The organism is Mesobacillus sp. QJM3NY_10, assembly GCF_056173465.1.
The window spans coordinates 1,904,906-1,931,468 of the sequence record NZ_CM149675.1 but is presented as its reverse complement, the minus strand read 5'-3'; the positions used below and the strand labels follow the sequence as shown (position 1 = coordinate 1,931,468).

General features: G+C 44.6%; 26 protein-coding genes. 2 read left to right on the top strand and 24 right to left on the bottom strand.

Translation table 11 applies throughout. From position 1 onward, the window contains the following. Positions 1-7: 7 nt before the first annotated feature. Positions 8-1,006: an ABC transporter substrate-binding protein gene (locus tag AC0VX7_RS09515; RefSeq protein ID WP_475427603.1), complete on the bottom strand. Its 999-nt coding sequence runs from the start codon at positions 1,004-1,006 to the stop codon at positions 8-10. Between the two features lie 453 nt (positions 1,007-1,459). Further along, entirely contained in the window at positions 1,460-2,407 is a 948-nt protein-coding gene (locus tag AC0VX7_RS09510; protein WP_475427602.1) for an NAD(P)H-dependent flavin oxidoreductase, read from the bottom strand. Positions 2,408-2,480: 73 nt separating this feature from the next. On the opposite strand from AC0VX7_RS09510, the gene AC0VX7_RS09505 reads away from it, so the two are divergent. Then, positions 2,481-3,002 (top strand): gamma carbonic anhydrase family protein, encoded by a 522-nt coding sequence (locus AC0VX7_RS09505; protein ID WP_286180729.1) that lies wholly within the window; start codon positions 2,481-2,483, stop codon positions 3,000-3,002. Positions 3,003-3,053: 51 nt separating this feature from the next. Here AC0VX7_RS09505 and AC0VX7_RS09500 read toward each other — a convergent pair whose 3' ends face one another. From AC0VX7_RS09500 to hflX, 19 genes are all read right to left on the bottom strand, one after another. Next, on the bottom strand, positions 3,054-3,728 hold the full coding sequence (locus tag AC0VX7_RS09500; RefSeq protein ID WP_475427601.1) for an NAD(P)H-dependent oxidoreductase: 675 nt from the start codon (positions 3,726-3,728) through the stop codon (positions 3,054-3,056). A gap of 62 nt (positions 3,729-3,790) precedes the next feature. Next, positions 3,791-4,834, bottom strand: coding sequence for a DmpA family aminopeptidase (locus AC0VX7_RS09495; protein WP_475427600.1), 1,044 nt, complete (start codon positions 4,832-4,834; stop codon positions 3,791-3,793). Positions 4,835-5,486: 652 nt separating this feature from the next. Further along, positions 5,487-6,362 carry a phenylacetic acid degradation operon negative regulatory protein PaaX gene (gene paaX / locus AC0VX7_RS09490; RefSeq protein ID WP_475427599.1) on the bottom strand — a complete coding sequence of 292 codons (876 nt, stop codon included), beginning with the start codon at positions 6,360-6,362 and terminating at the stop codon, positions 5,487-5,489. Positions 6,363-6,493: 131 nt separating this feature from the next. Further along, complete coding sequence (locus tag AC0VX7_RS09485; RefSeq protein ID WP_475427598.1) at positions 6,494-7,270, bottom strand: enoyl-CoA hydratase-related protein; 777 nt, start codon at positions 7,268-7,270, stop codon at positions 6,494-6,496. Then, positions 7,271-8,479 carry a 3-oxoadipyl-CoA thiolase gene (pcaF, locus tag AC0VX7_RS09480; protein ID WP_475427597.1) on the bottom strand — a complete coding sequence of 403 codons (1,209 nt, stop codon included), beginning with the start codon at positions 8,477-8,479 and terminating at the stop codon, positions 7,271-7,273. Positions 8,480-8,491: 12 nt separating this feature from the next. Then, complete coding sequence (locus AC0VX7_RS09475) at positions 8,492-9,355, bottom strand: 3-hydroxyacyl-CoA dehydrogenase (RefSeq protein WP_475427596.1); 864 nt, start codon at positions 9,353-9,355, stop codon at positions 8,492-8,494. Positions 9,356-9,421: 66 nt separating this feature from the next. Further along, the gene (locus AC0VX7_RS09470; protein WP_475427595.1) at positions 9,422-10,939 is read right to left on the bottom strand and encodes an aldehyde dehydrogenase family protein; all 1,518 of its coding nucleotides are present in this window, start codon (positions 10,937-10,939) and stop codon (positions 9,422-9,424) included. 37 nt (positions 10,940-10,976) lie between these two features. After that, complete coding sequence (locus AC0VX7_RS09465) at positions 10,977-11,750, bottom strand: enoyl-CoA hydratase-related protein (RefSeq protein ID WP_475427594.1); 774 nt, start codon at positions 11,748-11,750, stop codon at positions 10,977-10,979. A 14-nt stretch (positions 11,751-11,764) separates the two neighbouring features. Continuing rightward, the gene (locus AC0VX7_RS09460; RefSeq protein WP_475427593.1) at positions 11,765-12,544 is read right to left on the bottom strand and encodes an enoyl-CoA hydratase-related protein; all 780 of its coding nucleotides are present in this window, start codon (positions 12,542-12,544) and stop codon (positions 11,765-11,767) included. Further along, on the bottom strand, positions 12,537-12,845 hold the full coding sequence (locus AC0VX7_RS09455) for an EthD family reductase (protein ID WP_041966625.1): 309 nt from the start codon (positions 12,843-12,845) through the stop codon (positions 12,537-12,539). Before AC0VX7_RS09455 ends, AC0VX7_RS09460 begins: the two co-directional genes overlap by 8 nt. Positions 12,846-12,960: 115 nt before the next feature. Then, positions 12,961-13,443, bottom strand: a complete 483-nt coding sequence (gene paaD / locus AC0VX7_RS09450; protein WP_475427592.1) for a 1,2-phenylacetyl-CoA epoxidase subunit PaaD — start codon at positions 13,441-13,443, stop codon at positions 12,961-12,963. Positions 13,444-13,449: 6 nt separating this feature from the next. Next, entirely contained in the window at positions 13,450-14,268 is an 819-nt protein-coding gene (gene paaC / locus AC0VX7_RS09445) for a 1,2-phenylacetyl-CoA epoxidase subunit PaaC (RefSeq protein WP_475428118.1), read from the bottom strand. Then, a complete protein-coding gene (gene paaB / locus AC0VX7_RS09440) occupies positions 14,265-14,612 on the bottom strand; it encodes a 1,2-phenylacetyl-CoA epoxidase subunit PaaB (RefSeq protein ID WP_215031395.1) in 348 nt (115 codons plus the stop codon). Before paaB ends, paaC begins: the two co-directional genes overlap by 4 nt. Before the next feature lie 49 nt (positions 14,613-14,661). After that, entirely contained in the window at positions 14,662-15,621 is a 960-nt protein-coding gene (gene paaA / locus AC0VX7_RS09435) for a 1,2-phenylacetyl-CoA epoxidase subunit PaaA (RefSeq protein WP_475427591.1), read from the bottom strand. 19 nt (positions 15,622-15,640) lie between these two features. Further along, positions 15,641-16,966 carry a phenylacetate--CoA ligase family protein gene (locus AC0VX7_RS09430; protein WP_475427590.1) on the bottom strand — a complete coding sequence of 442 codons (1,326 nt, stop codon included), beginning with the start codon at positions 16,964-16,966 and terminating at the stop codon, positions 15,641-15,643. Positions 16,967-17,426: 460 nt separating this feature from the next. Beyond that, positions 17,427-18,767: a type I glutamate--ammonia ligase gene (gene glnA, locus AC0VX7_RS09425; RefSeq protein ID WP_475427589.1), complete on the bottom strand. Its 1,341-nt coding sequence runs from the start codon at positions 18,765-18,767 to the stop codon at positions 17,427-17,429. Positions 18,768-18,812: 45 nt separating this feature from the next. Further along, positions 18,813-19,217: a MerR family transcriptional regulator gene (locus AC0VX7_RS09420; RefSeq protein WP_102262287.1), complete on the bottom strand. Its 405-nt coding sequence runs from the start codon at positions 19,215-19,217 to the stop codon at positions 18,813-18,815. Positions 19,218-19,361: 144 nt separating this feature from the next. Beyond that, complete coding sequence (locus AC0VX7_RS09415) at positions 19,362-20,633, bottom strand: methionine gamma-lyase family protein (protein WP_475427588.1); 1,272 nt, start codon at positions 20,631-20,633, stop codon at positions 19,362-19,364. Between the two features lie 412 nt (positions 20,634-21,045). After that, positions 21,046-22,302 carry a GTPase HflX gene (gene hflX, locus AC0VX7_RS09410; protein ID WP_475427587.1) on the bottom strand — a complete coding sequence of 419 codons (1,257 nt, stop codon included), beginning with the start codon at positions 22,300-22,302 and terminating at the stop codon, positions 21,046-21,048. Positions 22,303-22,483: 181 nt separating this feature from the next. On the opposite strand from hflX, the gene AC0VX7_RS09405 reads away from it, so the two are divergent. Continuing rightward, positions 22,484-23,089 (top strand): trimeric intracellular cation channel family protein, encoded by a 606-nt coding sequence (locus AC0VX7_RS09405; RefSeq protein WP_475428117.1) that lies wholly within the window; start codon positions 22,484-22,486, stop codon positions 23,087-23,089. A 201-nt stretch (positions 23,090-23,290) separates the two neighbouring features. On the opposite strand, the gene AC0VX7_RS09400 is transcribed toward AC0VX7_RS09405, so the two are convergent. From AC0VX7_RS09400 to spoVK, 3 genes are all read right to left on the bottom strand, one after another. After that, positions 23,291-24,310, bottom strand: a complete 1,020-nt coding sequence (locus AC0VX7_RS09400) for an STAS domain-containing protein (RefSeq protein WP_475427586.1) — start codon at positions 24,308-24,310, stop codon at positions 23,291-23,293. Positions 24,311-24,665: 355 nt separating this feature from the next. After that, positions 24,666-24,896, bottom strand: a complete 231-nt coding sequence (locus AC0VX7_RS09395) for a glutaredoxin family protein (RefSeq protein WP_041966636.1) — start codon at positions 24,894-24,896, stop codon at positions 24,666-24,668. An 84-nt stretch (positions 24,897-24,980) separates the two neighbouring features. Beyond that, the gene (gene spoVK / locus AC0VX7_RS09390) at positions 24,981-25,940 is read right to left on the bottom strand and encodes a stage V sporulation protein K (RefSeq protein ID WP_215031414.1); all 960 of its coding nucleotides are present in this window, start codon (positions 25,938-25,940) and stop codon (positions 24,981-24,983) included. Positions 25,941-26,563: the final 623 nt, after the last annotated feature.

The window sequence follows — 26,563 nt, the reverse complement described above, 5'->3', positions numbered from 1 at the left end:
CTTTCTCTTATTCTTCGTAAAACTCTGCGTCCTCTCCCCACTCTTCCTTGACTTCAACGCCCTGTTCCTCAGCGGCCTTTTTGTTGATTGTCAGTGTCAATGATTTAGGAAGCTCAACCGGGATTTCAGAGGCTTTCTTGTTACCTGATAAAATTTCTGCAGCCATCAAGCCAGACTGGTAACCAATGTCATAGTAGTTGAAGCCACTGGCTGCAACTGCTCCACGCTTCATGGAATCTAGCTCGCCAACAAATAACGGGATCTTTTTGCCATTAGCTACAGAAATGACAGATTCAAGTGCAGAAACGACCGTGTTATCTGTAGGAACATAGATGGCATCCACACGTCCAACTAGGGATTCTGCAGCCTGCTTAACTTCAGCTGATGTAGAGATTGACGCTTCAACAACCTTCGCTCCATTCGCTTCCGCAAGCTTCTTGACTTCCTTCAGCTGGACCTCTGAGTTCTGTTCACCAGCGTTGTAAATTACGCCGATTTTCTTGGCACCTATTTCATTCGTCATGAAGTCGATCGTCTTTTTAGTCGCATCAGGATGGTTATCTGTAGTACCTGTGATATTGTCCCCAGGCTTATCGAATGCTTCAACAAGTCCTGCTCCGACAGGGTCAGTCACCGAAGTGAAGATGATTGGGATGTTCTTTGTCGCATTAAGTGCTGCAACAGCGCTCGGTGTAGCGTTAGCGAAAATGAGGTCGACCTTATCACCTACAAAGTTGTTCGCAATACTTGCCGTGTTATTCATGTCTGCCTGTGCGTTCTGGAAGTCATACTTTACATTGTCTCCCTCTTTGAATCCTTTGTCCTCAAGTGCTTTCTTGAAGCCCTCAGTTGCGGCATCAAGCGATGGATGTTCCGCGAATTGAGTCAAGCCAATCTTGTATTGCTTTTTGTCAGATGAACCGTTTGATGCTTCATTTCCTCCGCATCCTGCCAAAAGCAATGCACTAGCCAGGACAAGAGAAATAGCTTTTACTGATTTTTTCATAAAAATCCCCCTTGATTATTTATAAACCGGCAATGAAACTATGTAGATATTTAACTAGCAGGCAGCCGGAACGCACCATTTTGAACCTGTCTTCTCTCTTGTTGGGTAAAAAGCTGTTGAATCCTTGAAAGCGATTCCAAAAAGTATGATATTCACTATAGACACCGTAAATATAACGTTATATTAACACCAGCTATAATTTAAAGTCAATAAAATTCCGAAAATTTAGTATGTTATGATTTCTAATTATTAAACCACCACTTTAGAAAACTATCAAGACATTTTTTAGAAATAATAAAACTTTTTCGCTTTTATGCACGAAAGCGTCTATAAAACTCAGTATTTATAAGCTTTTTTTCCTTTTCCCATTTTAAATACCCTAGAGTGGAGACATAATATAAAAACAATAATTTAAAAAAGCATGCTTCTAAATAGAAGCACACTTTGTAGAAATTATAGTAAGTTTTCCGCAATTCTAAGCCGATCCTTCGCTTCTTTTACCATTCGATCCAGTAATTCCTGGACGGTCGGGATATCAGAAACCAGTCCAGATACCTGGCCTCCATTCATAAACCCGTTTTCTTCGCTTCCTTCCAGTGCACCTTTTTTATGTAATTCCTCAGTCGTCAATTCGGCAAACTCTTCTACGGTAATTCCCCGCTTTTCAGCTTCCAGCAGTTTTCCTGCATAAGAAGTATTCAGCAGCCTGCGGATTCTTCCGACAGACCTGCCGACTATGACCGTTTCATGGTCGCTTGCCTGCAAAAGCTTTTGCTTATATTTTTCATGGAACGGAGCCTCCTTTGTGGCGATGAACCTCGTTCCCATCTGTACACCGCTCGCTCCAAGTGCAAGCATGGCTGCAAGGCCCTTTCCGTCCCCAATTCCCCCTGCCGCAACAACCGGTATATTTACCTGGGCGACAATTTGAGGAATCAGCGTCAATGTCGTCGTTTCCAGGTTCGAGTTAATCCCTGCAGCTTCATATCCCTCAGCCACTAAAATATCCGCACCTGCAGCTTCCGCTTTTTTTGCTTGCTTTACAGACGCTACAACAGTAATAATCTTGATTCCAGCCTCTTTTAGCTTAGGAATGAAAGGCGCAGGATTACCCGCTGATAAAGTTACTACTTGAACCTTATGTTTCACTGCCAAGCGCAGGATCTCCACCACATTCGGAGAAACACTTAAGGCTACATTCACAGAATAAGCCTTTGATGTTCTCGATTTTGTCTCAAGAATAATTTGCTCTACTTCTTCAGCATTCATCGTCCCGGCACCTATTGTGCCCAGGCCGCCCGCTTCGGAAACAGCCGCTGTTAAAATGGCATTGCTGATGTTACCCATTCCACCCTGGATGATTGGATATTTTATGCCCAGAACAGAAGTAATTCCATTCACAAAAATTCCCCCTTCGTTAAATTAATGTTATACTAGTTCTAAAATTATGACAATTGAAAAGGGGGATTTTTCATTGATTCTAAGTTATTTAGATAAAAAACCGGTCGTTGATGAAACAGTTTTCCAGGCACCCGGGAGCTACATCATCGGTGACGTGAAAATCGGCAAAAATTCCAGCGTGTGGTTCAATGCAGTTTTACGTGGGGATGAAGATACGATTACCATAGGAGAAAGCTGCAGTATCCAGGATAACGTAACATGCCATCTGTATGAAGGCTCTCCGCTTGTCATTGAAGATGAGGTCACCGTCGGCCACAATGCGATCCTGCATGGATGCACCATCAAAAAAAGATGCATTATCGGCATGGGTTCAACAATCCTTGACGGAGCTGAAATCGGCGAGGAATGCATCATCGGTGCCAATACGTTGATTCCTGCGGGCAAAAAAATACCACCGCGCTCACTTGTTGTCGGAGCACCTGGAAAAGTTGTGAGGGAAATCGGCGATAAGGATTTGGAGCTGATTCAGCTATCGATCGATACATATGTTCAAAAGGGAAAGGAATACCGTGAAACTTTAAAAGATATCAAATAAAAAGTGAGAGCCAGGCAGCCGCCTGGCTCTTTTGCTTTAATAAAGGCTACACTATACCCATTTAACTATGTCATCCAATGGTCTTCTTGTTTTTGGATTAGGCTCTTTTACACGGTAGCCGAATGCACACATGACGGAAATTCCGAAATGGCCATCATCAAGCAATCCCTCTTCCGCCAGAAGTTTGTTCATCTTATCGAAATTGAAACCCTCAATCGGACATGAATCAATTTCAATTTGCGCTGCCGCGGTCATCATATTGGCCAGAACGATATACGTCTGCCTGCACGCCCAATCAAATAGTGGGCGGTCTCCGTCGAGCAATTTAAAATCAGACTTCTGGAATTCCTCGATTCGCTTGAGGTAATTGGCCATGAATTCCTCAGGCATTTTCTTCTTATTTTTAAAATGATCCTGCAGATATTCAGAATCGTATTTTGTATCAAGTTTAGTCCTCGCAAGGATAATCACAAAATGGCTTGCTTCCGGAAGCTTGCCAAATGCTCCCCACGCGGCATTTTTAACTTTTTCGCGAAGCTCTTCACTCTGGACAACTAGAAAGCGCCAAGGTTCAAAGCCAAAAGAACTTGGTGATAACTGGCCGGTCTCCAGGATAAAACGGAAGTCATCCTCTGGAATCTTTTTGCTTGGATCAAATTCCTTTGTGGCATGCCTAAAATGGAAAGCGTCAAGAATCTCCTGCTTCTTAGTTTCTTTGTCACGCATATGTATTATCTCTCCTTCCAAGTTTTGTTTTTTTAAACTTATCATATTTCTTTTAAAATTGCCTACAAAAAAGGATACGCCTCAACCACTCTGCCTTTTTTCCCTTTAGTCGTTTCAGCCTGTGATAATGAATTCAGTATTGCTTCCTCGGTTGCTTCTGCAGCAGCGGTGAAGAGCTCGTTCATCAATGGATGGTCATCCCTAATCTGGCTGGTTGATTGAATAAATTCGTCGGTATAATGCATTGTTTGATTGGCAGTTGAGAAAGCAATCACAATATCACCGCTTCCATGGCTAAAATGACTGCCGGTCCGGCCCAGTCCGATTCCACATCTCTTTGCCAGGCGCAGCAGCTGGCGGTCACTTAACGGGACATTTGTCGCAAGGATGATGATGATGGAACCGTCTGCTGTATCGGATAGTCCTGATTTTATTGAATCAATCCCATATTTTTCTGCCATGAACTCTTCTTTTTTGCCGAAATTGCTGAGCACGAGACAGCCAATCGTATACGGGTCCTCTGCTTCGATAATTCTTGATGCTGTTCCGATACCGCCTTTATGACCGAAGCACACCATACCTTTTCCCGCTCCGACTGCACCTTCCTCTGCTGGCACGTTGGAAGCTTTTTTAATCGCTTGTTTTGCATGTTCAGGTTTGACTGGAAAATGACGAATTGAGTTTAAATAGCTGTCATTGCATTCACCGACGACAATATTAATGGTACCGGTCGTCTCACCAATCTCTTCATTTTCGGAAAGCATATACTCCAGCGTACCCTGAGTGACAGCGGGTACAGCAAATGTATTTGTCAGCATAATGGGAGCCTCGATCGTTCCGAGCTCATTCACTTGGACGAGGCCAGTCGTTTTCCCAAATCCATTAAGGACGTAGCTAGCCGCCGTAACTTTCTCTTTGAACAAATTCCCCCCATGCGGCAGGATAGCTGTCACTCCAGTACAGGCATAATCTTCACCTTTGTCATCCAATGGAAAATCGAGTGTTACCTGGCCGACCTTTACACCCGGTACATCTGTTATACAATTATGGGTCCCGGGGGACATCCTGCCCACCACAATCCCTCTATCGCGTACTTTCATGTTCATCCTCCTAGATCACCTTATTGTGCAGAAATTCCATTATCCTGATTACAAACTTAAGCTGGCTTTGGCTTCGGAAAGCTTTTCCTGCTTTTCCTCCAAACCTGTCTGAACTTGGGGCTACTTCTGACAGCTTTTCCTGTTTCACCTATAAACCTGTCCGAACTCGGGACTACTTCAGACAACTTTTCCACTTCTACCTCTATACCTGTCCGAACTTCGGGCTACTTCAGACAACTTTTCCACTTCTACCTCTATACCTGTCCGAACTTGGGGCTACTTCTGACAGCTTTTCCTCTTTTCGCACAAAACCTGTCAAAACATCGAGCTACTTCTGACAGTTTTTCCTCTTTTCGCATCAAACCTGTCAGAACTTCGACCTACTTCTGACAGCTTTTCTTCTTTACGCACCAAAGCTGTCTGAACTTTGAGCTACTTTTGACAGCTTTTCTTCTTTACGCACCAAAGCTGTCTGAACTTTAAGCTACTTTTGACAGCTTTTCTTCTTTACGCACCAGGCTGTCTGAACTTAGGGCTACTTTTGACAGCTTTTCCTTTCCCCCCTGCAAACCTGTCTGAACCTCTAGCCACTTCTCACATCTCACTCAAGTAAATGATAGAAGAAAGCCACCCAAGGCTGTGCAAGGATGGCTTGATACTATTCTAAAATATACGGGTGGTCCATTACATTATAGTCCACGTCTTTATACTTGATTTCATTTCCTTCTTTGAAGACGGACTCAAAGAAGCGGGATGCTGGTTCTGCGAGTTCTTTGTAGTATTCGCTGAATAATGCGGCGGCATGGCTTCCCAGCCACTTTTCAGGTAAAAGTTCTTCAGGAAGGCCTGGGTCAAAGAAGAGGAACTTCCTGTATTCATGCACCAGCTTCGTGCGTTCAACGAAGCATTCCGCGTCAGACATGCTGCCCTTCTGGATCTTGTTTTTATCAATGATGTATTTCTGGCTGTACTCACTGATGAATTCCTGATATTTCGCGTTGATTTCCTGCAGGTCCCAGCTTTTTTCAACGAGGCGCTGATTTTCATGCGGACCCTTGTACTCTGCTACAAAGAAATCGACATATTCTTCGATTTCATATTTCTCGATCAAGTCCCTTACCTGTCTCTCGAGATTATTGGCTGAAATCCAGAAGCTGTTCGACATCGATCCGAAGCCGCTCCAGATTAATTCCTTACGCAGCTCGTCACGAACATTGCGGATTTCCTCGGGAATCGTATACATCAGTATTCTCCACTTTCCGTCCCAGTCTTCAGGCTTCAATTTAAATATACGCTTTCCTGCCTCATCAATCCTCTTTTGGCCACGCGGCGTCAGTGAATAATAGCTCTTATTCCCGATTTTCTCAGCCTGGACCCAGCCCTGCTTATTCATTCGGGAAATCGCCGCTCGCACTGACTGATCATTGTGTCCAAATTCATTCAGAAGCCGAATCAGGCTGCCAATCCAAATCTTGCTTCCATAATGGGAGATATAGTCACCGTATAAGGTAAAAATCATTGATCTTGTATTCAAGCTTATGTCATCCTCATCCGTTTTTGTTGTACGTAATAAAACCGTTATAGAATATTTTACAGTATTATCATTATTTTGCAAAAACAATTTACTTAAAAAGCGAAAAACCATAGGGATTTCTCCCTATGGATTTATTGCGCGGTAAATATAGGCTTACGTTTTTCGCTGAACGCGTTCAACGCTTCCACGCGATCTTTTGTAGGAATGGTAACATCGTAAGCTTTGGATTCAATTGCCAGCCCTGTCTGGAGGTCTGTGCTGCTGCCATGCTGGATCGCATACTTTGCCTGTCTTACGGCAATCGGCGCATTCTGGAGGATTTCCTCCGCAAGCTCCTTGCAGGCAGTCATTACATCTTCTTTAGGTTTAACAGCTGTTAGAATACCAAGCTCAAAAGCCTTCTCGGCAGAAATCTTCCTTGCTGTAAAAATCAATTCCTTCGCCTTCATCTCACCAACCAGCCTTGATAGACGCTGCGTGCCGCCTGCACCTGGAATGATGCCCCAGCTCACCTCTGTCATGCCCATTAATGCACTGTCTGCTCCAATTTTGAAGTCACAGGCAAGCATCAATTCAAATCCGCCACCAAAAGCAAAACCGTTCACAGCGGCAATCGTCGGCTGAGGCAGTTCAGCAATCGCACTGAAAACATCGCGAATCTTTTTTACATTCCGACGCACTTCTTCCTCGGTAAGATGCTTCCTTTCTTTCAAGTCCGCACCAGCGCTGAAGGCTTTCTCCCCTGCTCCGGTAAAAATGACGACTCTCACGTCTGAATCTGTATGCAACTTGTCCACATACTCCCCAAGCTCCTGAAGTGTTTCATAATTGAAACAGTTTAACGACTCCGGACGGTCAATCGTTACATATGCAATATGCTGCTCTTTCTGGAATTTGATGTTGTTCATTTATCTCTCTCCTATATTCTCGATAATCGTGGCGATTCCCTGGCCGACACCTACACACATGGTCGCAAGTCCATACTTGGAATCCCGCTTTTTCATTTCATATAAAAGGGTTGTCAAAATTCTCGCGCCGCTAGCCCCCAGCGGGTGTCCAAATGCGATAGCTCCGCCATTGACATTCACCTTTGCCTGATCCAGCTCCAGCTCCTGGATGCATCCTATTGACTGGGCTGCGAATGCCTCATTCAATTCAATCAAGTCCATATCATCAACGGAGAGGTTAGAACGCTTCAGAGCCTTTTGAACTGCATATACAGGCCCCATGCCCATGATGGAAGGCTCTAATCCCGCTGTAGCCGATACAATATATTTTGCCAGCGGCTTCAAGCCAAGCTCCTCCGCTTTTTCACGGCTCATCAGCAGCAATGCGGATGCACCATCATTGACTCCCGAAGCATTTCCTGCTGTAACGGTGCCATCCTTGAACAATGGCTTCAGTTTTGCCAACTTTTCGGCTGTAGTGCCTGGCCGTGGATGTTCGTCAGTATCAATCACTGTCTTATTACCCTTTTTATCTTCGTAAACAACTGGAACGATTTCATTTTCAAAACGCCCTGCCTCAACCGCTTTTTGAGCGCGAAGCTGACTTTCTGCAGCGAATTCGTCCTGGGCTTCCCTGGAGATGCCATACTTTTTTGCCACGTTCTCTGCCGTCTCAGGCATACTGTCCGTACCGTACATTTCCTTTAGCTTGCTGTTCACAAAACGCCAGCCAATGGTTGTATCGAACATTTCCATATTGCCTCGCGGGAATTCAGCGTTAGGCTTTGCCATCACGAATGGCGCCCTTGTCATACTTTCCGTTCCTCCTGCGATGAAGATGTCGCCTTCACCTGCTAAAATCGCTCTTGCCGCATAGTTGACGGCATCAAGTCCGGATCCGCACAAACGGTTGATTGTTGTACCGGCAACCTCGACCGGCAGACCAGCCAACAGGCCTGACATCCTTGCGACGTTTCGATTATCTTCGCCTGCCTGGTTCGCATTACCCAAAACTACTTCTTCAATTTCAGTTACTGGCACGTCTGGATTGCGATCGACCAATGCTTTGATGACAACCGCACCTAAATCATCCGGGCGGATATTTCGGAGGCTGCCATTATATCTACCAATCGGCGTCCTGACTGCATCGACAATTACAACTTCTTTCATTGCCATCCTCCTTTATTTAGTGTTAACCGACTCTCTATAATCGTACACACCGCGCCCGGTCTTCCTGCCGAGACGGCCCGCTTTCACATATTTTTCAAGCAATGGTGCAGGGCGGTATTTTTCCCCAAGCTTCTCATGCAGGTACTTCAAGTTATTCAAACGGGTGTCCAATCCAACCAGGTCACCCAACTCGAATGGTCCCATCGGATAATTCAGTCCCAGCTTGATCGCTTTATCGATTTCTTCCGCAGTCCCTACGCCTTCCTGCAGCATGTAAAATGCCTCATTCCCGACAAGGGCGCTGATCCGGCTTGTGACAAAACCAGGGAATTCGTTGACTATGACGGTTTCCTTGCCCATCTGGATTGCGGCCTTCTGGATCTCTCCAGCTGTTTCATCGCTTGTTTCCAGGCCGCGGATGATTTCAACGAGCGGCATTTTGTGGACAGGATTGAAGAAGTGCATGGCGATGACCTTCTCAGGACGATTTGTAAAAGAGGCGATTTCAGTAGGGCTCATTGTTGAAGTATTGGACGCAAACAGGCAATGTTCAGGTGCGTGCTGGTCAATCACCTCAAAAATCGTTTTCTTGATATCTATTTTTTCCGGAACCGCTTCGATAACAAGGTCAGCGTCCTTTACATTATCAGCGAGGAAATTCGAGTAATTGAGTCTTGCTTTCGCCAATTCTGCGTCTTCTTGCATGATTTTGCCCCTTGCGATCCCTTTTTCAAAAATGTTGTTGATTTCCTGTTCGGCGTTACGGAGTTGTTTTTCATCAACATCAATCAGTACGGTATCAAAACCGCCCAGGCAGCTAACGTAGGCAATTCCCCTTCCCATGACGCCTGAACCAATTACGACGAGTTTCTTCATTATATATACCTCCTGTAATAAACATTGAAAGGCGAGCACCCGAATCGAGGAGTGCTCGCCTCTTTTTTATACGTTAAACGGGTTAAGCGGGCGGCTGCCGTAATAAGAGACGATACTCTTAGTTTCTGTATATAAATCTAGTGTTTCGATGCAGAGTTCACGGCCGAATCCGGATTGCTTGTATCCTCCGAAAGGTGTGCCCGGGAATGCCGAGAATGGACAGTTGATCATGACGATTCCTGCCTGGATCAGCTTGGAAACCCTTGTCGCACGTCCGTAGTCCTTCGTCCAGATGGCAGATCCCAGTCCATATTCACTGTCATTTGCGAGTTTGACAGCTTCTTTTTCATCCTTGAACTTCATGACCACGACAACCGGTCCGAAGATTTCTTCTTTAACAGCCTTCATGCTGTGGTCTGTTTCAGCGATGATTGTAGGCTCATACCAATAGCCATTTTCATAGCCTTCCAGATTAGCAGCCTTTCCACCTGTTAAAACTTGTGCTCCATCAGCAACCGCTGATTTCACGTATCCATCGATGACGTCCATTTGGTCCTGGCTGATGACAGCACCGACATGTGTTTCTTTATCAAACGGGTTGCCTAGCTTCAGCTGCTTTGTTTTTGCCACGAACTTCTCCATGAACTCATCATATACATCCTCATGGACATACAAACGAGAACGTGCTTCGCATGATTGGCCTGTATTATAGAAGATCCCGAATAGTGAGCCCGCTACTGCTGCATCAACATCCGCATCTTCAAAGACGATACTCGGTGACTTTCCGCCAAGTTCAAGAGTCACACGCTTTAATGTCTGGGAAGCTCTTGCCATGATATCCTTGCCGATCGGAGTTGAGCCTGTGAACGCAACTTTGTCTACTTTTTCATGTTCAACAAGGTAGTTTCCGACTACAGACCCTGACCCAGGAATGACGTTGACAACTCCTTCCGGGACGCCAGCTTCGATACAGATTTCACCAAGGACGATAGCTGTCAGAGGTGTCAAGGAAGCCGGTTTGACAATAACGGAGCACCCAACAGCGATTGCCGGAGCGATCTTCCATGCTGCCATCATCATCGGATAGTTCCAAGGAATGATCTGGGCACAAACGCCGACAGGCTCTTTTTCAGTGATATTCTGGAATGCACCAGGCATGCTGTTCACAGCACCGCGGTGGCTGACAATCGCACCTGCGTAAAATTCGAAATCCTCAATTGCCTGCATTACCTGTCCCTGAGCAGCAGCAAGAGATTTACCTGTATCAAGAATCTCCAATTCTACTAGCTCATTGAAACGGGAGCGCATGATTGAAGCGATCTTATTCAGTGTGCGGGAACGCTTGTTCACTGGGAAATGGCGCCACTTCCCGAAATCGAATGCATTTCTTGCCGCCTGTACCGCAAGCTCTGCGTCTTCTTTTGAAGCCTTCGCCACAGTTGCAACTTCCTCGCCTGTCGCTGGATTGTAGACTTTGTGCGTTTCACCATTGACACTGTCCTGGCGAACTCCATTGATGATTAGCTGATATGTCTCGCGTTTTACTGCCATTGCTTCGAATTTTTGCTCTTTTACTGTTGTCACGCGTAACATCTCCTTTTAGTAGATTAATTGATCGAATTTATTCACCCTTGAAAACCGGTTTTCTTTTTTCCATGAACGCCTGGACGCCTTCCTTATGGTCGGCAGTCTGCCCGGCAATTCGCTGGCTCTGGGCATCCCTCTCCAGATAGTCTTCGAGATTGGAATGCCAGCTTGCCTTCAGGTTCCTTTTGATCAGGCCGATTGCCTTCGTTGGCATATTGGCAAGTCTTTCTGCAAATGCAGCAACATTGTCGTTCCAGTTGTCCAATGAGTAGACTTCCGTAACCAGACCAAAATCCTTTGCCTTATCTGCCGGTATTTTTTCTCCAAACACTGCAAGCACCATCGCTTTCGCATGGCCGATAAGCCGTGGCAGATAATAGAGATTGCCTGCATCCGGCACAAGGCCGACATGGATAAATGCTTCTACAAAACTTGCTTTTTCCGATGCGATCCGGAAATCACAGGCAAGTGCAAGGCTCATTCCAGCTCCTGCCGCGACTCCATTTACTGCAGCAATCACTGGCTTTTCACAACGGTCAAGTTCCAGCAGCATCGGATTATAACGTTTGCGAAGCACCTCGCCATGATCCATTTCATCCGTAACCCCAGCCAAATCCTCTCCTGAACAAAATGCCCGGCCTGCACCAGTGATGACCAGGGCTCTTACCTCTTTGTCACGGGAAGCAGACTTGATTGCACTCTGGATATCCTTATTCAACTGCTCTGTGAAGGCATTCAATTTATCAGGACGGTTCAGGGTAATGTAGGCTACCTGATTCCGCACTTCATATAAAACGGTTTCAAACACAGCTATGTACCCCCTTATTTCCCTTTAAAATCCGGCTTCCGTTTTTCCTTGAAAGCCCTCATGCCTTCCTTCTGATCTTCTGTGGCAAAAAGCATGTAGAAGTTTTTGCGCTCGTATTGCATTCCTTCATATAAAGGATAATCAACCGCCTTCAAAACGGATTCCTTGATCAGCCTTACTGCGACTGGGGCCTGATTCGCGATTGTGTCCGCAAATTTCAGCGTCTCCTCCATCAGAACTTCTTCTGCAAAAGTTGAATTGATGATTCCATAATGCAAGGCCTCTTTTGCGGTTATGCGCTTGCCGCTAAGAATCCATTCCATCGCTTTTGTTTTGCCGACGAGCTTTGTCAGCCTTTGCGTACCGCCTGCTCCCGGCATGACACCTAGATTGACTTCCGGGAACCCGAACTCCGCATTTTCGGCAGCGAACAGCATATCGCAGCAAAGTGCCAATTCAAAGGCACCGCCAAGAGCGAACCCGTGTACAGCCCCGATGACCGGTTTTTTAATCCACGCAAGCCGATCCCAATCAGTAAACTGGTTCAACGTTTCCATTGAGACCGCGTCAGCATCCATCATTTCATCGATATCGGCGCCTGCAGCAAAAGCACGACCTTTCCCTGCTAGCACAATCACTTTAACAGCGGGGTCATTATCGTATGCTTCCATCGCCGAAAGCACCTCAGAAACCATTTGCCTGTTCAGGGCATTCAGGACCTTCGGGCGATTCAGCTCGATTAATCCGACTTGGCCTTTTACAGACATTTCTATCATTTCATAATTTTTATTCATTCACTTCTTCACCGATCATCATCGTGACCAGATCACCCGCAAAGCTCATAACATCCTTTCCAGAAGCCTTGCCTTCAGCAGATTTCATGCCGGCTTTTAATGCTTCATGGTCGTCATAGTACATTTCGCACATTAAATAATATTTGCCTTCTCCACCCATTGGGCTGCCGACGATGCGTGTCACTTCCATTTTGCGTAGACCAGGAATCTTTGCTGTCAACGGAGCGTGCGTTTCAAAATAATGCTTGTCAAATGCCTCTTTGTCCTGCGGATGCTTGTAGATCGCGATTAGTTTTACCATTAAAAATCTCTCCCTTTTCTTCTAAAGTTTATAGACCAAATAGAATATATGCTTTTCATCTTGAAGCTATTAATCAATTGATATGACAACAGGGAATCATTTTTCGACTTTGCTCTCACATCAAAGTTGATACTGGTTTCATTGCCTCGAATGGGTTTTTGCAAGACTTGCAGTATAAAATGCTGCGACATGCAGTTGGACCAAAGAGGTTTTCCATCGTCGTATAGGTAGATCCGCAGTAAGGGCAATCAGCCTGCCACTCGCCAGTTTCGGCAATATGCCTTGGCGGCGGGGCGATGCCGAATTCCTTCAGCTTTTCCCTGCCCAAATCAGTTACCCGATCTGATGTCCAAGGCGGATGGAAGATGAATTTCACATCGACCTTTTCAACTCCGTCAATGGATGATACCGCTTTGACAACATTGTTTTTGATGATATCAAGCGCAGGGCAGCCCATGAAGGTCGGCAATAACTTTATCAAGACTCCATCCTGTTGGATTACGAGTTCTTCGAGCATACCCAGTTCAACTATCGATACACTGTCAATCTCAGGGTCTTTGACAGCTTGCAATGCTTCGATGATTTTATCTCTTAGCATCAATCATCACCAGCTCGCTGCCGGATCGGAGTTGTAGACCTCACCTAATGTATCAAGAGCAGTCTGCAATTCGGATGTATGCTCGCCATTTCGCCCATTTCCACTGTTCATCCCAAATTTATCCGGCATCTTGAGGTCCAGGGATTCAAAAACAGGTGACATCATTTGCAGCCATTTCGTTCTCAAAGCATCCTCTGAATCTACCAAATTGTGCTTTGTGAACCCTTCTCCCTGAGCCCCCGTGGAGAACAACCCTTCAAGTTCTTCAAAAACCTTCTGCATCGCGGCTTCCATCCTGGTCCCCGCTTCTCCACCAGCACTCACAAGCTGGGAGAACCACGTCTTCCAGTGCAACAGATGGTAGTAAAGTTCCATATTGATCTTTACCGCAGCTTCCGCCAGTGGCTGGTATGATGAATTCTTCAGAGCTTCCATTTTCACTTTCTTTGCCTGGGCGTAAAAGTAGTTTCTCACGACCGCGAATGCCCAGTCATAATGCGGCTCAGTCAAATACGTCCCCGGGCCGTTCACTTTTTCTAGTAAAATCGCATTCTTCCGTTCTGCAGCTGGCCTTGCATGTGCGAGTTGGTCAGGATCACCGGCTCCCAGGTCGCTTAGAAGCTGATAGAACATAGCCGCGTGGCCCATTGTATCCTGGCTGATTGAGGAAAAAGCGACATCCTCTTCAATATGAGGAGCGAGTCCAAGCCACTCGGAACCACGGTAGGCGATCATGAAATCATCATCCGCAAGCTGGAACAGGAGCTCAACTGCAGCGTCGCGAAGGGCTTCATTTTTCAACGCATCTTCAAGTTCATATTTCATTTCTCCTGCTTCCCTCCCCATGACAAAATCTCTTTTTCATCAAGCATTTCCTGCTCATAGTGGCGCCATTTCTTTTTCAAATAGCCATAGCCTTTTGTATTGCGGTAATCTTTGTTATCGAGCCTTTGCAATGTTTGGCGCTCTTCAAGCGACATTTTCCTGATATCATCACGCTTTACGACCCAAATATCGGCAACCGGTTCGCGTCGCATGAAATTTTCCTGTGCCATCACAAGAGCTAGCTCATGGTTCGGAGCCAGCAATGAGAACTGGTACTGCATCGGAGAAGTGGCACTCCGCTTGCTGAACACTTCAAATTCCTGATAAAATCCATTCCCAGACATGATTTTCTCTCCTCTCCTGTGGTATTCCGGGACAGCTGTCCCCTAAGGCTTATGCTTTAACGCTCAGTGCGTCGATGACCCACTTGTTATTACTGTAGGAAATCTCCCTTAGCCTTAACCGGTCCTTTGATTTAGGGCCATTGTTCTTGATGATTTGCTTGAACTTGCTCCAATCTGGCTGCTTGTATTGCCACATGGCTGACTCCTGGTCAAAATGCATTGTTTCATCCGGAAGCTTCAGACCTAGCGACAGGACCCTCGGAATGTATTTTGTAAAAAAGTCCTGTCGGAGCTCTTCGTTCGTTTTCGTTCTAATTCTGTATTTGATTGTTGTATCCTGTTTGGAAGTACCAGTGGTAGTCGCATCTGCAGGACCGAAAAACATAAGAAGTGCTTCCCACCAGCGGTCTAACGAATCCTGGATCATCGCTTTCTGCTCGTCTGTTCCTTCAGCAAGCGCCATGATGATCGCCTCGCCATGCTGGGCGTGGAAAACCTCCTCGGCACAGATACGCTTCAACGCTCTTGCATATGGCCCATAAGAAGCATCCAGCATATTTGTCTGGGATATGATTGCTGCACCATCAACAAGCCAGCCGATCAATCCGGCATCTCCCCATGTTTTTGCTTCCATATGGAAGACATTGTGGAATTTCAGGTCGCCGGAGAGCAAATCCTGAATGATGTTCTCGCGTGATTTTCCGAGCGGCTTCATCAAATCCTCAGCCACCCTTAACAGCAGTTGCCCGTGCCCCATCTCATCCTGCACCTTTGCCATGATCCCCAGCTTTCGTTTCAAAGAAGGAGCCTTAGGCACCCACTCCTTTTCTGGGAGCGCACCCATGATCTCACTGATGCCATGCATCGAAATAAGCTTGATCAGTGTCATTCGATAGTCATCCGGCATCCAATCTTCTGCCTCGATTTTATCGCCAGCTTCGATTCGCTTCATGAAGTGCTCGTATTTAGCTTCTTCGGTCAGCTGGTCGAAGGAAATTGTGTTTTCCATGCTGCCTACCTCCTTAGATTTAAGTTCCAATCGGTTCTTTTGTTTTATCAACAATTCTTACTGCCTTGCCTTCAGAGCGCGGGATTGTTTTTGGACGATGCACACGCACCTCCATTGAAATCAGGCACTGGCTCTTGAGTAATGACTGAATCCTTTGCTCCAGCTGATAGACCGAATCCGAAATCGGATCCTCCCCGATCATCGTGAAATACTCCTCATTCATCTCAACATGCAGCTCAAGGACCTTCAACGTGCGCTTCTGTAAAATTTGAATCTGGTAATGCGGGGCAAGTTCAGGTACTGCCAGCAGACAATGTTCAATCTGTGACGGAAACACATTGACTCCATTGATAATCAGCATGTCATCAATTCGTCCTTTGACTCGTGACATTCTCACTGTCGTCCGTCCGCAGCTGCATTTTTCCTTCGTCAGAGATGCGATATCCCCCGTCCGGTAGCGAATGACCGGAAAGGCTTCCTTCGTAAGGCTGGTGAAAACCAGTTCCCCCTCTTCACCATCAGGAACAGTTTTTAAAGTTTCAGGATCAATTACTTCAACATAGAAATGATCCTCGGCAACATGGAGCCCTGCCTGTGCTTCGTGGCATTCACTTGCGACACCAGGCCCGATCACTTCGCTCAGCCCATAAATATCGCATGCCTTGATTCCCAGCTTTTCTTCGAGCGTCTTTCTCATTTCTTCGGACCAAGGCTCAGCCCCGAAAATACCGTACTTCAATGAAGTATTGCGAGGGTCCTTGCCCATTTCCTCCATTGTTTCAGCGATATTCAAAATATAAGAAGGAGTCCCGCATATGACTTGCGGTTTAAAATCTTCAATTAACATGATTTGTCTCTGGGTGTTCCCTCCGGAAACCGGTACTGTGACCATTCCCAGCTGTTCACTTCCGTAATGCAGTCCCAATCCACCTGTGAAAAGTCCATAGCCATAGGCATTGTGGAGGAAATTCCCTGGTTGACCACCGCCAAGAGAAATCGCCCTGGCGACAATCTCCCCCCACATTTCAATATCCTTCTGTGTATAGCCAACCACCGTCGGCTTGCCGCTCGTCCCTGATGAGGCATGTACCCTGACCAATTCACTTTGCGGAACAGCGAACAACCCGAATGGATAGTGGTTTCGCAAGTCCTGCTTCTCTGTAAAAGGAAGCGCTTCCAAATCTTCAAGACTAGTTAGCATTTCAGGAGAAAAATTGGCGCTCTCAAACTTCTTTTTGTAAAATGGCACCTTTTGAGCGACCTTCTCAACTACTGTCTTGAGTCTTTGGATTTGAATTTCTTCTATGAACTCACGACTACTTGTTTCGATTTCATGTAAAATCAAGATTACGCCCCCTGTATTACATAAAATTTTATTTATATAACGTTATATTACCGTAATACAATAAATGTGTTATATATTTTAAAACAAAGATAACGTGAATATAGGAAAAAGTCAATTATTTTTCTGAAAATTTTAATATTTAGCGGTGATTTTTCTGGTTGCAGATGGTAAAAGTAGTGATTGTTGTGGTATTCGTAGTGATTATTGTGGTATTCGTAGTGATTATTGGGAAAATCGGAGTGATTAATGTGAAGTTCGTAGTGATAGTGGCAAAAAGCGTAGTGATTAAGCATAAAAAAGTAGTGATGCATGCATGATCATTTCGTTGTGATAATACAATTTTTGTAGTGATTGTAGAATGAGGCACGATGAATAAAATTTAATTAAATTTTTTCTAACTTTTACTCTTTACATCTAAAAAAGGCCTCTTGATTGCAATCAAGAGGCCTTTTCTTTCCTATTAATACATGCTCATGTACTGTTCGCGCTCCCATGGGTGAACCTGAGTTCTAAACATATCCCATTCGATCTCTTTTGCTTCGATGAAGTGTTCGAGGATATGGTCGCCAAGAGCTGCGCTGATTACTTCGTTCTTTTTCAGCTGGTCAAGAGCTGCTGCCAATGTTGGTGGCAGATCATCGATTCCTTCTTCAACACGTTCTTCCTTGTTCATCACGTAGATGTTGCGGTCTACTGATGCAGGTGGATTCATTTTGTTCTTGATTCCGTCAAGACCTGCTGCAAGCAATACTGCCATTGCAAGGTACGGATTTGCTGCAGGGTCAACGCTGCGGACTTCAACACGTGTGCTCAAACCGCGTGATGCAGGGATACGGATTAGTGGTGAGCGGTTCTTTGCAGACCATGCAACGTAGCAAGGTGCTTCATAGCCAGGAACGAGACGCTTATAAGAGTTTACAGTTGGGTTTGTTACAGCTGTAAATCCTGATGCGTGCTTAAGCGTTCCAGCGATGAACTGGTATGCAGTTTCGCTTAGCTCAAGTTTCTTATCTGATGGATCATAGAATGAGTTCTCGCCGTTGCGGAACAATGACATGTTGCAGTGCATTCCGGATCCGTTCACTCCGAACAATGGTTTTGGCATGAAGGTTGCGTGCAGACCGTGTTTGCGTGCAATAGTTTTAACAACTAGCTTGAAAGTCTGAATCTGGTCACAAGCTGTCAAAGCATCAGCATATTTGAAGTCGATTTCGTGCTGTCCAGGTGCAACCTCGTGGTGAGATGCTTCAATTTCAAAGCCCATTTCTTCAAGCTCAAGCACGATATCGCGGCGGCAGTTTTCACCAAGGTCTGTTGGCGCAAGGTCAAAGTAACCGCCGTTGTCATTCAATTCCAGTGTTGGCTCACCGTTCACATCGAGCTTGAACAGGAAGAATTCAGGTTCTGGTCCAAGGTTGAAGTTAGTGAAGCCTAGCTCTTCCATTTCCTTCAGAACACGTTTCAGGTTACCGCGTGGATCACCTGCAAATGGTGTGCCATCAGCATTTTTAATATCACAGATCAAACGTGCAACCTTACCTTTTTCAGCTGTCCAAGGGAAGATTACCCATGTATCCAAATCAGGGATCAGGTACATATCAGATTCTTCGATACGAACAAAGCCTTCAATTGAAGAGCCATCAAACATCATTTTATTATCAAGCGCTTTTTCAAGCTGGCTGATCGGAATTTCAACATTCTTGATTGTTCCTAAAATGTCTGTGAACTGCAAACGAATGAATTTTACATTTTCTTCTTTTGATAATCTTATAATGTCTTCTCTTGTAAACGTCCTAGCCATTGTTAAAGTTCCTCCTAGAATTTTAATGATAGATAATTTGGATTACTAATGGAAAAATCTCGACATGTCTCCGTGATTGCCAGATCGGTTAAAGCGTCCTGCCTGCTGTAATTCCTTGCGAAGCAATTTCCGCAAATCTGCATCAGATAGCTCACGTCTCGTTTTTTCAGCTTGTTTTTTCTCAGCAGCACTAATGGCTGTCTGTTGTTTAACATTAAAAATTTGCTTGATGCCTGCCATGTTGACTCCCTGGTCAATCAAGTCTTTGATCTCGAGGAGCTTGTCAATATCATTTAAGGAAAAGAGTCGTTTATTGCCCTCTGTTCTTGCCGGAGAAATCAATTCATGCTCTTCATAGTAACGAATTTGCCTTGCGGTTAAATCTGTTAGCTGCATGACAATCCCGATGCTAAAGAGCGGCATATTCCGGCGAATTTCACTTCCGCCCATTTTGATTTCTCCTCCTTCCCTATTAAGATAATCTCATTATATTCAATGTTAGGTGTCCTGTCAATCATATGTAAGATTATCTTACATGAAAAATCATAAAAAAAGAACAGGACTTATTTAGCAAGCGTCCTGTTGTATATTTACCTATTTTATAAGAATTAAACCTTTTTCGATTAAAGAATCGATTGCAATACAAACGGCCATCTTCACATGGGAATAGGTTAAGCCCCCCTGAACATACGCGACATAAGGCGGTCTGATCGGTCCATCAGCAGTTAATTCAATGCTCGCTCCCTGGATGAATGTACCAGCAGCCATAATCACATCATCCTCATATCCCGGCATATAAGCAGGATGTGCCGTTACATGGGAATTGATTGGCGAGGCATACTGAATCGCCTGGCAAAAAGCAACCATTTTATCCCGGTCGTCGAATTGGACTGCCTGAATTAGATCAGTCCGTTCCGCATTCCATTTAGGCGATGAATTCATCCCTAAACGGTCCAGCATTGCGGCTGTGAAAACTGCACCCTTCAAGGCCTGTGCAACAATATGCGGCGCCATGAAGAATCCTTGGTACATTTCCTGCAATGAATATAATGAAGCGCCGGCCTCTGCCCCGATTCCCGGGGATGTCATCCGGTAGGAACATGACTCTACATATTCTTCCTTACCTACGATGTACCCGCCTGTTTTGGCAATACCGCCGCCAGGATTTTTAATCAAAGAGCCAGCCATCAAATCAGCGCCGACATGACAAGGTTCAAGTTCCTCAACAAACTCACCATAACAGTTATCAACAAACACAACGACGTCTGGTTTGATCTCCTTAACAAATTTGATCATTTCGCCAATTTGCTCAACAGTGAAAGATGGCCTCGTTGCATAACCTTTTGAGCGCTGGATTCCGATCATTTTTGTTTCAGGCTTAATTGCTTTTTCGACGGCACTCCAATCGATTTCTCCTTTTTCAGTAAGATCGACAGTATTATAAGAGATTCCAAATTCCTTTAATGAGCCGTTCCCGTTACCTCGTATCCCGACAATCTCTTCTAGCGTGTCATAGGGTTTTCCTGTAATGTACAAAAGCTCATCACCAGGTCGAAGAATCCCAAATAGAGAAATAGAAATTGCATGAGTTCCGGAGATGATTTGTGGGCGAACTAGTCCGGCTTCAGCTCCAAACACCTCGGCGTATATTTTCTCGAGTGTTTCCCTGCCAGCATCGTCATAACCATAACCGGTGGTCGGGATGAAATGAGAATCACTCACACGATGTTTCTGGAAACTTTGCAATACTCTGAACTGGTTTGAATCAATCCGTTCATCGATTTTCTTGTGCACAGGTGCAATTTGCTGCTCAATTTCGCTGACAAGCGGCTGCAGCATTTGCCCGTTTTTTAATTGTGTAAACATGTTGCTCTCCTATCTGTATAAAAGGCTGTTTTCGTAAAGATTGTTGTTAAAATCCTAAAGCCGATTTTAACGTGATAAAAAGCCATTTGTAATTCGGTATTAAGTGTGCAAGCCCTTTTCTCATAATATGCTTTAATTTTTTTGTGAAGAAACATAGGTCATTCAATCCTATTTTGTAGTCAATAGCTTGATAAAAGAGCTTTATAAAAGGCTGTTTTCGTAAAGCTTGTTGTTAAAATCCTAAAGCCGATTTTAACGTGATAAAAAGCCATTTTGTAATTCGGTATTAAGTGTGCAAGCTCTTTTCTCATAATAAGCTTTAATTTTTTCGAGAAGAAACATAGGTCATTCAATCCTATTTTGTAGTCAATAGCAACAAAGTGTGAGAAAAGAGCCTTAGAAAAAAATCCGTTTATACTGAGAATCGTTTCAGTTGGCCGGTAATCTGGTGGTCAGCAAGAGAGTATCCCTTGCAGACATAGCCTTGCTTTTCTTCATCAAAAGCAAGCTCACGAAGAATGGTCTCATTTTTCAGTTGTGCCAGCAGTTTCCCCTCATCGGACGGCACAAGGACATGAAATGGCTCCATCATACCAATAATGGACTGTTCGATTTTTAAAAGGAGATTTCTTCGGTCTTCCTCACTGAACGCGCTTATAAAGGCCGTTTCATTTTTGGCATTTGGCACAAAATCCTGGTGTGCGATATCCCGTTTGTTATAAACGGTAATCTGCGGGATGTGGTGGACTTCAAGGTCCTCCAGCAATTTATTGACAGTCTGTTCATGTGAAAAATAATCTTCATTCGACATGTCCACTACATGCAGAAGCAAATCCGCCTCCCGGACTTCCTCCAGTGTCGAACGAAAAGCAGCGATCAATGTTGTCGGCAAGTCCTGGATGAATCCGACCGTATCTGTCAGGAGAGCCGTAAAGCCGCTAGGTAAAATCGCTTTCCTAGTCATTGGATCAAGCGTAGCGAACAATTGATTTTCTTCAAATGACTCTGCTTCGGTCAACCGGTTAAACAGCGTCGACTTTCCCGCATTTGTGTATCCGACTAGCGCAATCTGGAACGTCTTGTTCTTCTTCCGGCGTTCCCGGTAGCGGTCACGGTGCTGAACGATTACTGACAATTGAGTTTTAATATCGTCAATTCGTTTCCGGATATGACGGCGGTCTGACTCCAGCTTTGTTTCACCAGGCCCTCTTGTTCCGATTCCGGCACCAAGACGAGACATCTCAATCCCTTTTCCGCCAAGTCGGGGCAGCAGGTACTGCAGCTGAGCAAGCTCAACCTGGAGCTTTCCTTCTTTGGACCGAGCCCTTTGAGCGAAAATATCGAGAATCAGCTGTGTACGGTCAATAACCCTCGCCTTTAAGCCGGCAGAAAGATTCCGGTTTTGGCTTGGCGACAGTTCATCATTGAAGATAATTAAGTCCGGCTCGAGCTCCTCCTCTAGTGCTTGAAGCTCTTCCACCTTTCCTTTGCCAATGTATGTAGCAGGATGAACCTTTGGCCGCTTTTGGACAACTTGCATCAGGACATTTCCCTTCGCTGTTTCCGTAAGTGATTCAAGCTCCTCCATCGAATATTGAAAACGAAGATCTTCTTCAGTCGTCTGGCAGCCAACAAGAATCACTTTTTCAAATACGTTTTCCTGTTCCAAATAACACCCTTCTTTCCATATATATAGCTAAAACCATCATACCAAAATAAAGCCGCAAACAAAAATTTTGAAAGTCGGGGGAAAAATGGTTGTAAATTGAAATAAACATGATAAAATCAATATGTTTTCATTTAACTATTTTAGTATTCAGGCATCATTTTAACAAGAGGAGAAAAACATGATGACATGGGAAGTACTCAGCATGATTGGAACAGTAGCATTCGCGATCAGCGGTGCGTTTATTGCAATGGAAGAGGAATATGATATCTTCGGAGTTTATATATTAGGAATAGTTACAGCATTCGGCGGCGGGGCAATCCGCAACCTGCTGATTGGGGTTCCAGTCTCAGCAATTTGGGAACAGGGCATATTCTTTAATCTGGCCTTGCTGTCAATCACCATCGTTTTCTTATTTCCTAGCAATCTATTAAAACACTGGCAGCGCTGGGGCAACTTTTTCGATGCCATCGGGCTTGCTGCCTTCGCGATCCAGGGAGCGATCTACGCATCTAATATGGGCCATCCATTAAGCGCCGTCATTGTTGCAGCTGTGTTAACCGGGAGCGGCGGAGGAATAATCCGCGACCTGCTTGCCGGCAGAAAGCCATTAGTATTGAAGGCGGAAATCTATGCAGTGTGGGCTGTTCTTGCCGGACTTGTCATCGGCCTCGGAATGGCTAATCAAGCTGTCGAACTCTACGGACTATTCTTCGTCATCACCGCACTCCGCGTACTGTCTTATACCTACAAATGGCATTTGCCAGTCCGTAAACTTGGAGTACATTAGAAAGGCGCAAGCGCCTTGTTCAGCCCCGACAAGCGCTGGAGGGCCGACCAGTGAAGTCGTTCTTTGACTTCATTGGGCGGACCGAAGCGACTCGAGGGGCTAGGCACTGGAGCTAGACAATTCTCGAAGTGAAAATTTACACTTTCTTATCTGGTAAAAAACAGAGCTGATTCATTATGAATCAGCTCTGTTTTTTTCTATTTATATAATTTTTCTCCCCATCTGCCCGATTGCGTAATGGATGCCATGCTGGAGAGTCTGGAAGCAATCGAATTTCGATAGGTTGATCTTGGATTGGGTGATTTCAATCCCAAGAGTGGATGAAATCCCAACCAGTATTGTTTTCGTGCCGATTAGTCTTGCTGCTGATCCGATTTTTTCGATCAAACTGACCGCATGTGGTCCGATTTCCTGGTCCATGCCTGTCAAATCGAGAACGAGATAGCTGGCTTTATAGGATGGCAGTCGATTAAGTGTGTTTACAATCAGCTGATCCGCCCTATCTTCCTCATATTTTCCAATCAGGGGAACGACGACGATTCCCTCAAGAACCGGGATGATCGGAGAGGAGAGCTTATTGACCAATTCTTTTAATTCAGCTGTTTTTTCTTCAACAAGCCCTTCGAGTTTCCTGATTTGTTCTGATTCTTTCTTTCGTGCCAGCTGATGAATATTATCAGCGATTGTGACATCAGAAGGGAAGTATTCAATCACACTGTGTTCATGTCCTTCTAACTGATGCTGCTTGATTTCATACCAGATATTTGTTCCGAACAGTCCCGAAAAAACTCCAGCGTAATGTGCGGGCAGGAAACTACCTCCCTTTTTCTTTCCCTGGGCAACATTCACTTTATGCTCCCAGCTGTCCTTCATAAATGCTGTAAATGTTTTCGTTTCAAAGTCCAAATCCTTTATAATCGTCAACCCCCACCCGGCGGTTGCATATGTATTTGTAATCATGTTAGCAGCTTCAGCTACGTTGACTTCTTTCATTTTTTCAAAATATTGGCCGACTACGAGCCCCTGGCGAAATCCAGTCGATTCAAATACAAGGTTTGAAGCCTCTTCTCCAGAAATCTCTTCAATCGTATCGAAAAACGTCTTCATTGCCGAAGAGATCCAAAAAAGCACTGCATCCTGCCCCTCGAACGTGAACTTACCGGAATTTACATCCCAGCCGAAATCATAACCTGCAATATCGTAATTGTACTCATACCCCATTAATAATTAGCTCCTTTTTTATCTATATAAATCGTTAAGCTCCCTATTTATAATAATGATTAGTTTTGCCAAAAAATCTTTAAGGAAACCCCAATGTTTTACCCTTTATTGATACTCCTCAAACCTAAAACCCCAAAAAAACATAGAAGGTAAAAACTCCACATCACCACTAGACGATTCTGATTACCAGCCTCAGTTTGTTATTAAATCGTGGTTAAGTGGCACATCAATAATGGCTGAGTTTTGGTGTGCCAATCCCGATGAATCTTCGTCCAAAAATGGATGGATAATATGAATGGATTTATATTTTACAGAAAATAAATAAGGATTCCAGTAATACTGGAATCCTCTGGAACTATTTTAAGAATGACATAACTGAATTAGGATCGAAGCCTAATACCCAGTTTCCGTTTACGTTTGACTGAGGCACACCCATTTGGCCAGTTGCATTGACCAGCCTTTGTGCGGCGATTGGATCTTGCTGTACATTCACTTCTTTATATGCGATCCCTTTATCGTCGAGAAAGTTCTTCAGCATGGTGCAGTAAGGACAAGTATTTGTAGTGTAAACTGTAATATCGTTCATTCTAAATTCCCCCAGTAGCTAGTTTATATACCCATATGGGTATATTATCAAAAGCAAAAAATAATGTCAACAAAGTTGCTGACATTATTTCCCCTTATGATCATCTGAAAAAACGAGGTCATTGCTGCGTAGAGTCATGAGTTCATGTCGGTCGTATTGATTTTGCATTAACAACCGCATTGCCTGTGCCCGGATGGATTTCTCAATCACGTTACGGACATAGCGTCCATTCGAAAAAGCTGTGGCACCAAGTGTTGATTTAACATTCACAAGGTGCTCCCGCAACTTCCGTTCAGCCTCGTGGCTCAGACTATATTCTCTCTCCTTCAGCATTCGCTGGCCGATTTCCATAAGCTGGTCTATTGAATAATCGGGAAAATCAATGACGAGCGGAAACCTTGAATGAAGTCCTGGGTTCAGAGTCAGGAAAAATTCCATTTCCCTCGAATACCCAGCAAGGATCAAGATAAACTCATGCTGCTTATCCTCCATATGTTTAACCAGGGTATCAATCGCTTCCTTGCCGAAATCCTTTTCACCACCACGGCCGAGGGAATAGGCTTCATCAATAAACAAGATGCCTCCCATTGCTTTTTTTATCAAATCTCGCGTTTTTTGCGCGGTATGCCCAATATATTCACCAACAAGATCAGCTCTCTCCGCTTCGATTAAATGTCCCTTCGAAAGAACATTCATTTTGAGGAAGAGCTTCCCGATAATCCTGGCGACCGTTGTCTTCCCAGTTCCCGGATTGCCCTTAAACATCATATGCAAAGCCTGTTTTCCAGCCTTGAGCCCCATTTCTTCCCTTTTCTTATTCACATAGATCCAGGCATAAATCTCTTTAATCATCCTTTTCATTTCTTCCATGCCCACAAGTGCTCCAAGCTCTTCCTCAATTTCTTTTAAAGCTGCGTGCTCCTGCGGGATTGACTTTGGAACCAGCTGCGACTCAGGCAATTCCTTTGTCAACGTCTTCCTCTGCTGTGCGTTCAAAACAATGCTGATTTGACCGTTGTTTTTCTTTCGAAGCGGTTGGTCCAAAGATTTCACCTCTCATTCTGGAAACAGTATACGCATTCATGCTGTATTTGTGATATTCGACTATAACACCATACCTGTTAAATACGAAGGACTTTTAGTTAAACGGGAATCCTCCACCGCACTATATAGGACTCGCTTATGTTCGACAAACTACAGCAGCATTTATTTACTTTTGTCACATTATGCGCTTTCCCAAGAAATAAACTTCTATATTTATATGTATTCAAGGAAGTGGAAATTCATTTTTAAATTAAGGCTCTTTTCTCAAACTTTGTTGCTATTGACTACAAAATAGGATTGAATGACCTTGTTTCTTGAGAAAAATTAAAGATTATTATGAGAAAAGAGCCTGTACACTTAATACCGAACTTCCAAAATGGCTTTTTAACACGTTAAAATCGGCCTTAGGATTTTAACAACAATCGCTACGAAAACAGCCTATATTAAACAATTATCATTATCAAAGGAAAAGAATCATGGATGTGAACGGCATCCTTATCTGGCTGACATCGGATTGATAAGGATACATTTATCCTGGAAAGGTACCCTTATGTCGGCGGAATTGCCTTCATAAGGGTGCATTTATCCTGGAAAGGTGCCCTTATGTCGGTGGAATTGCCTTC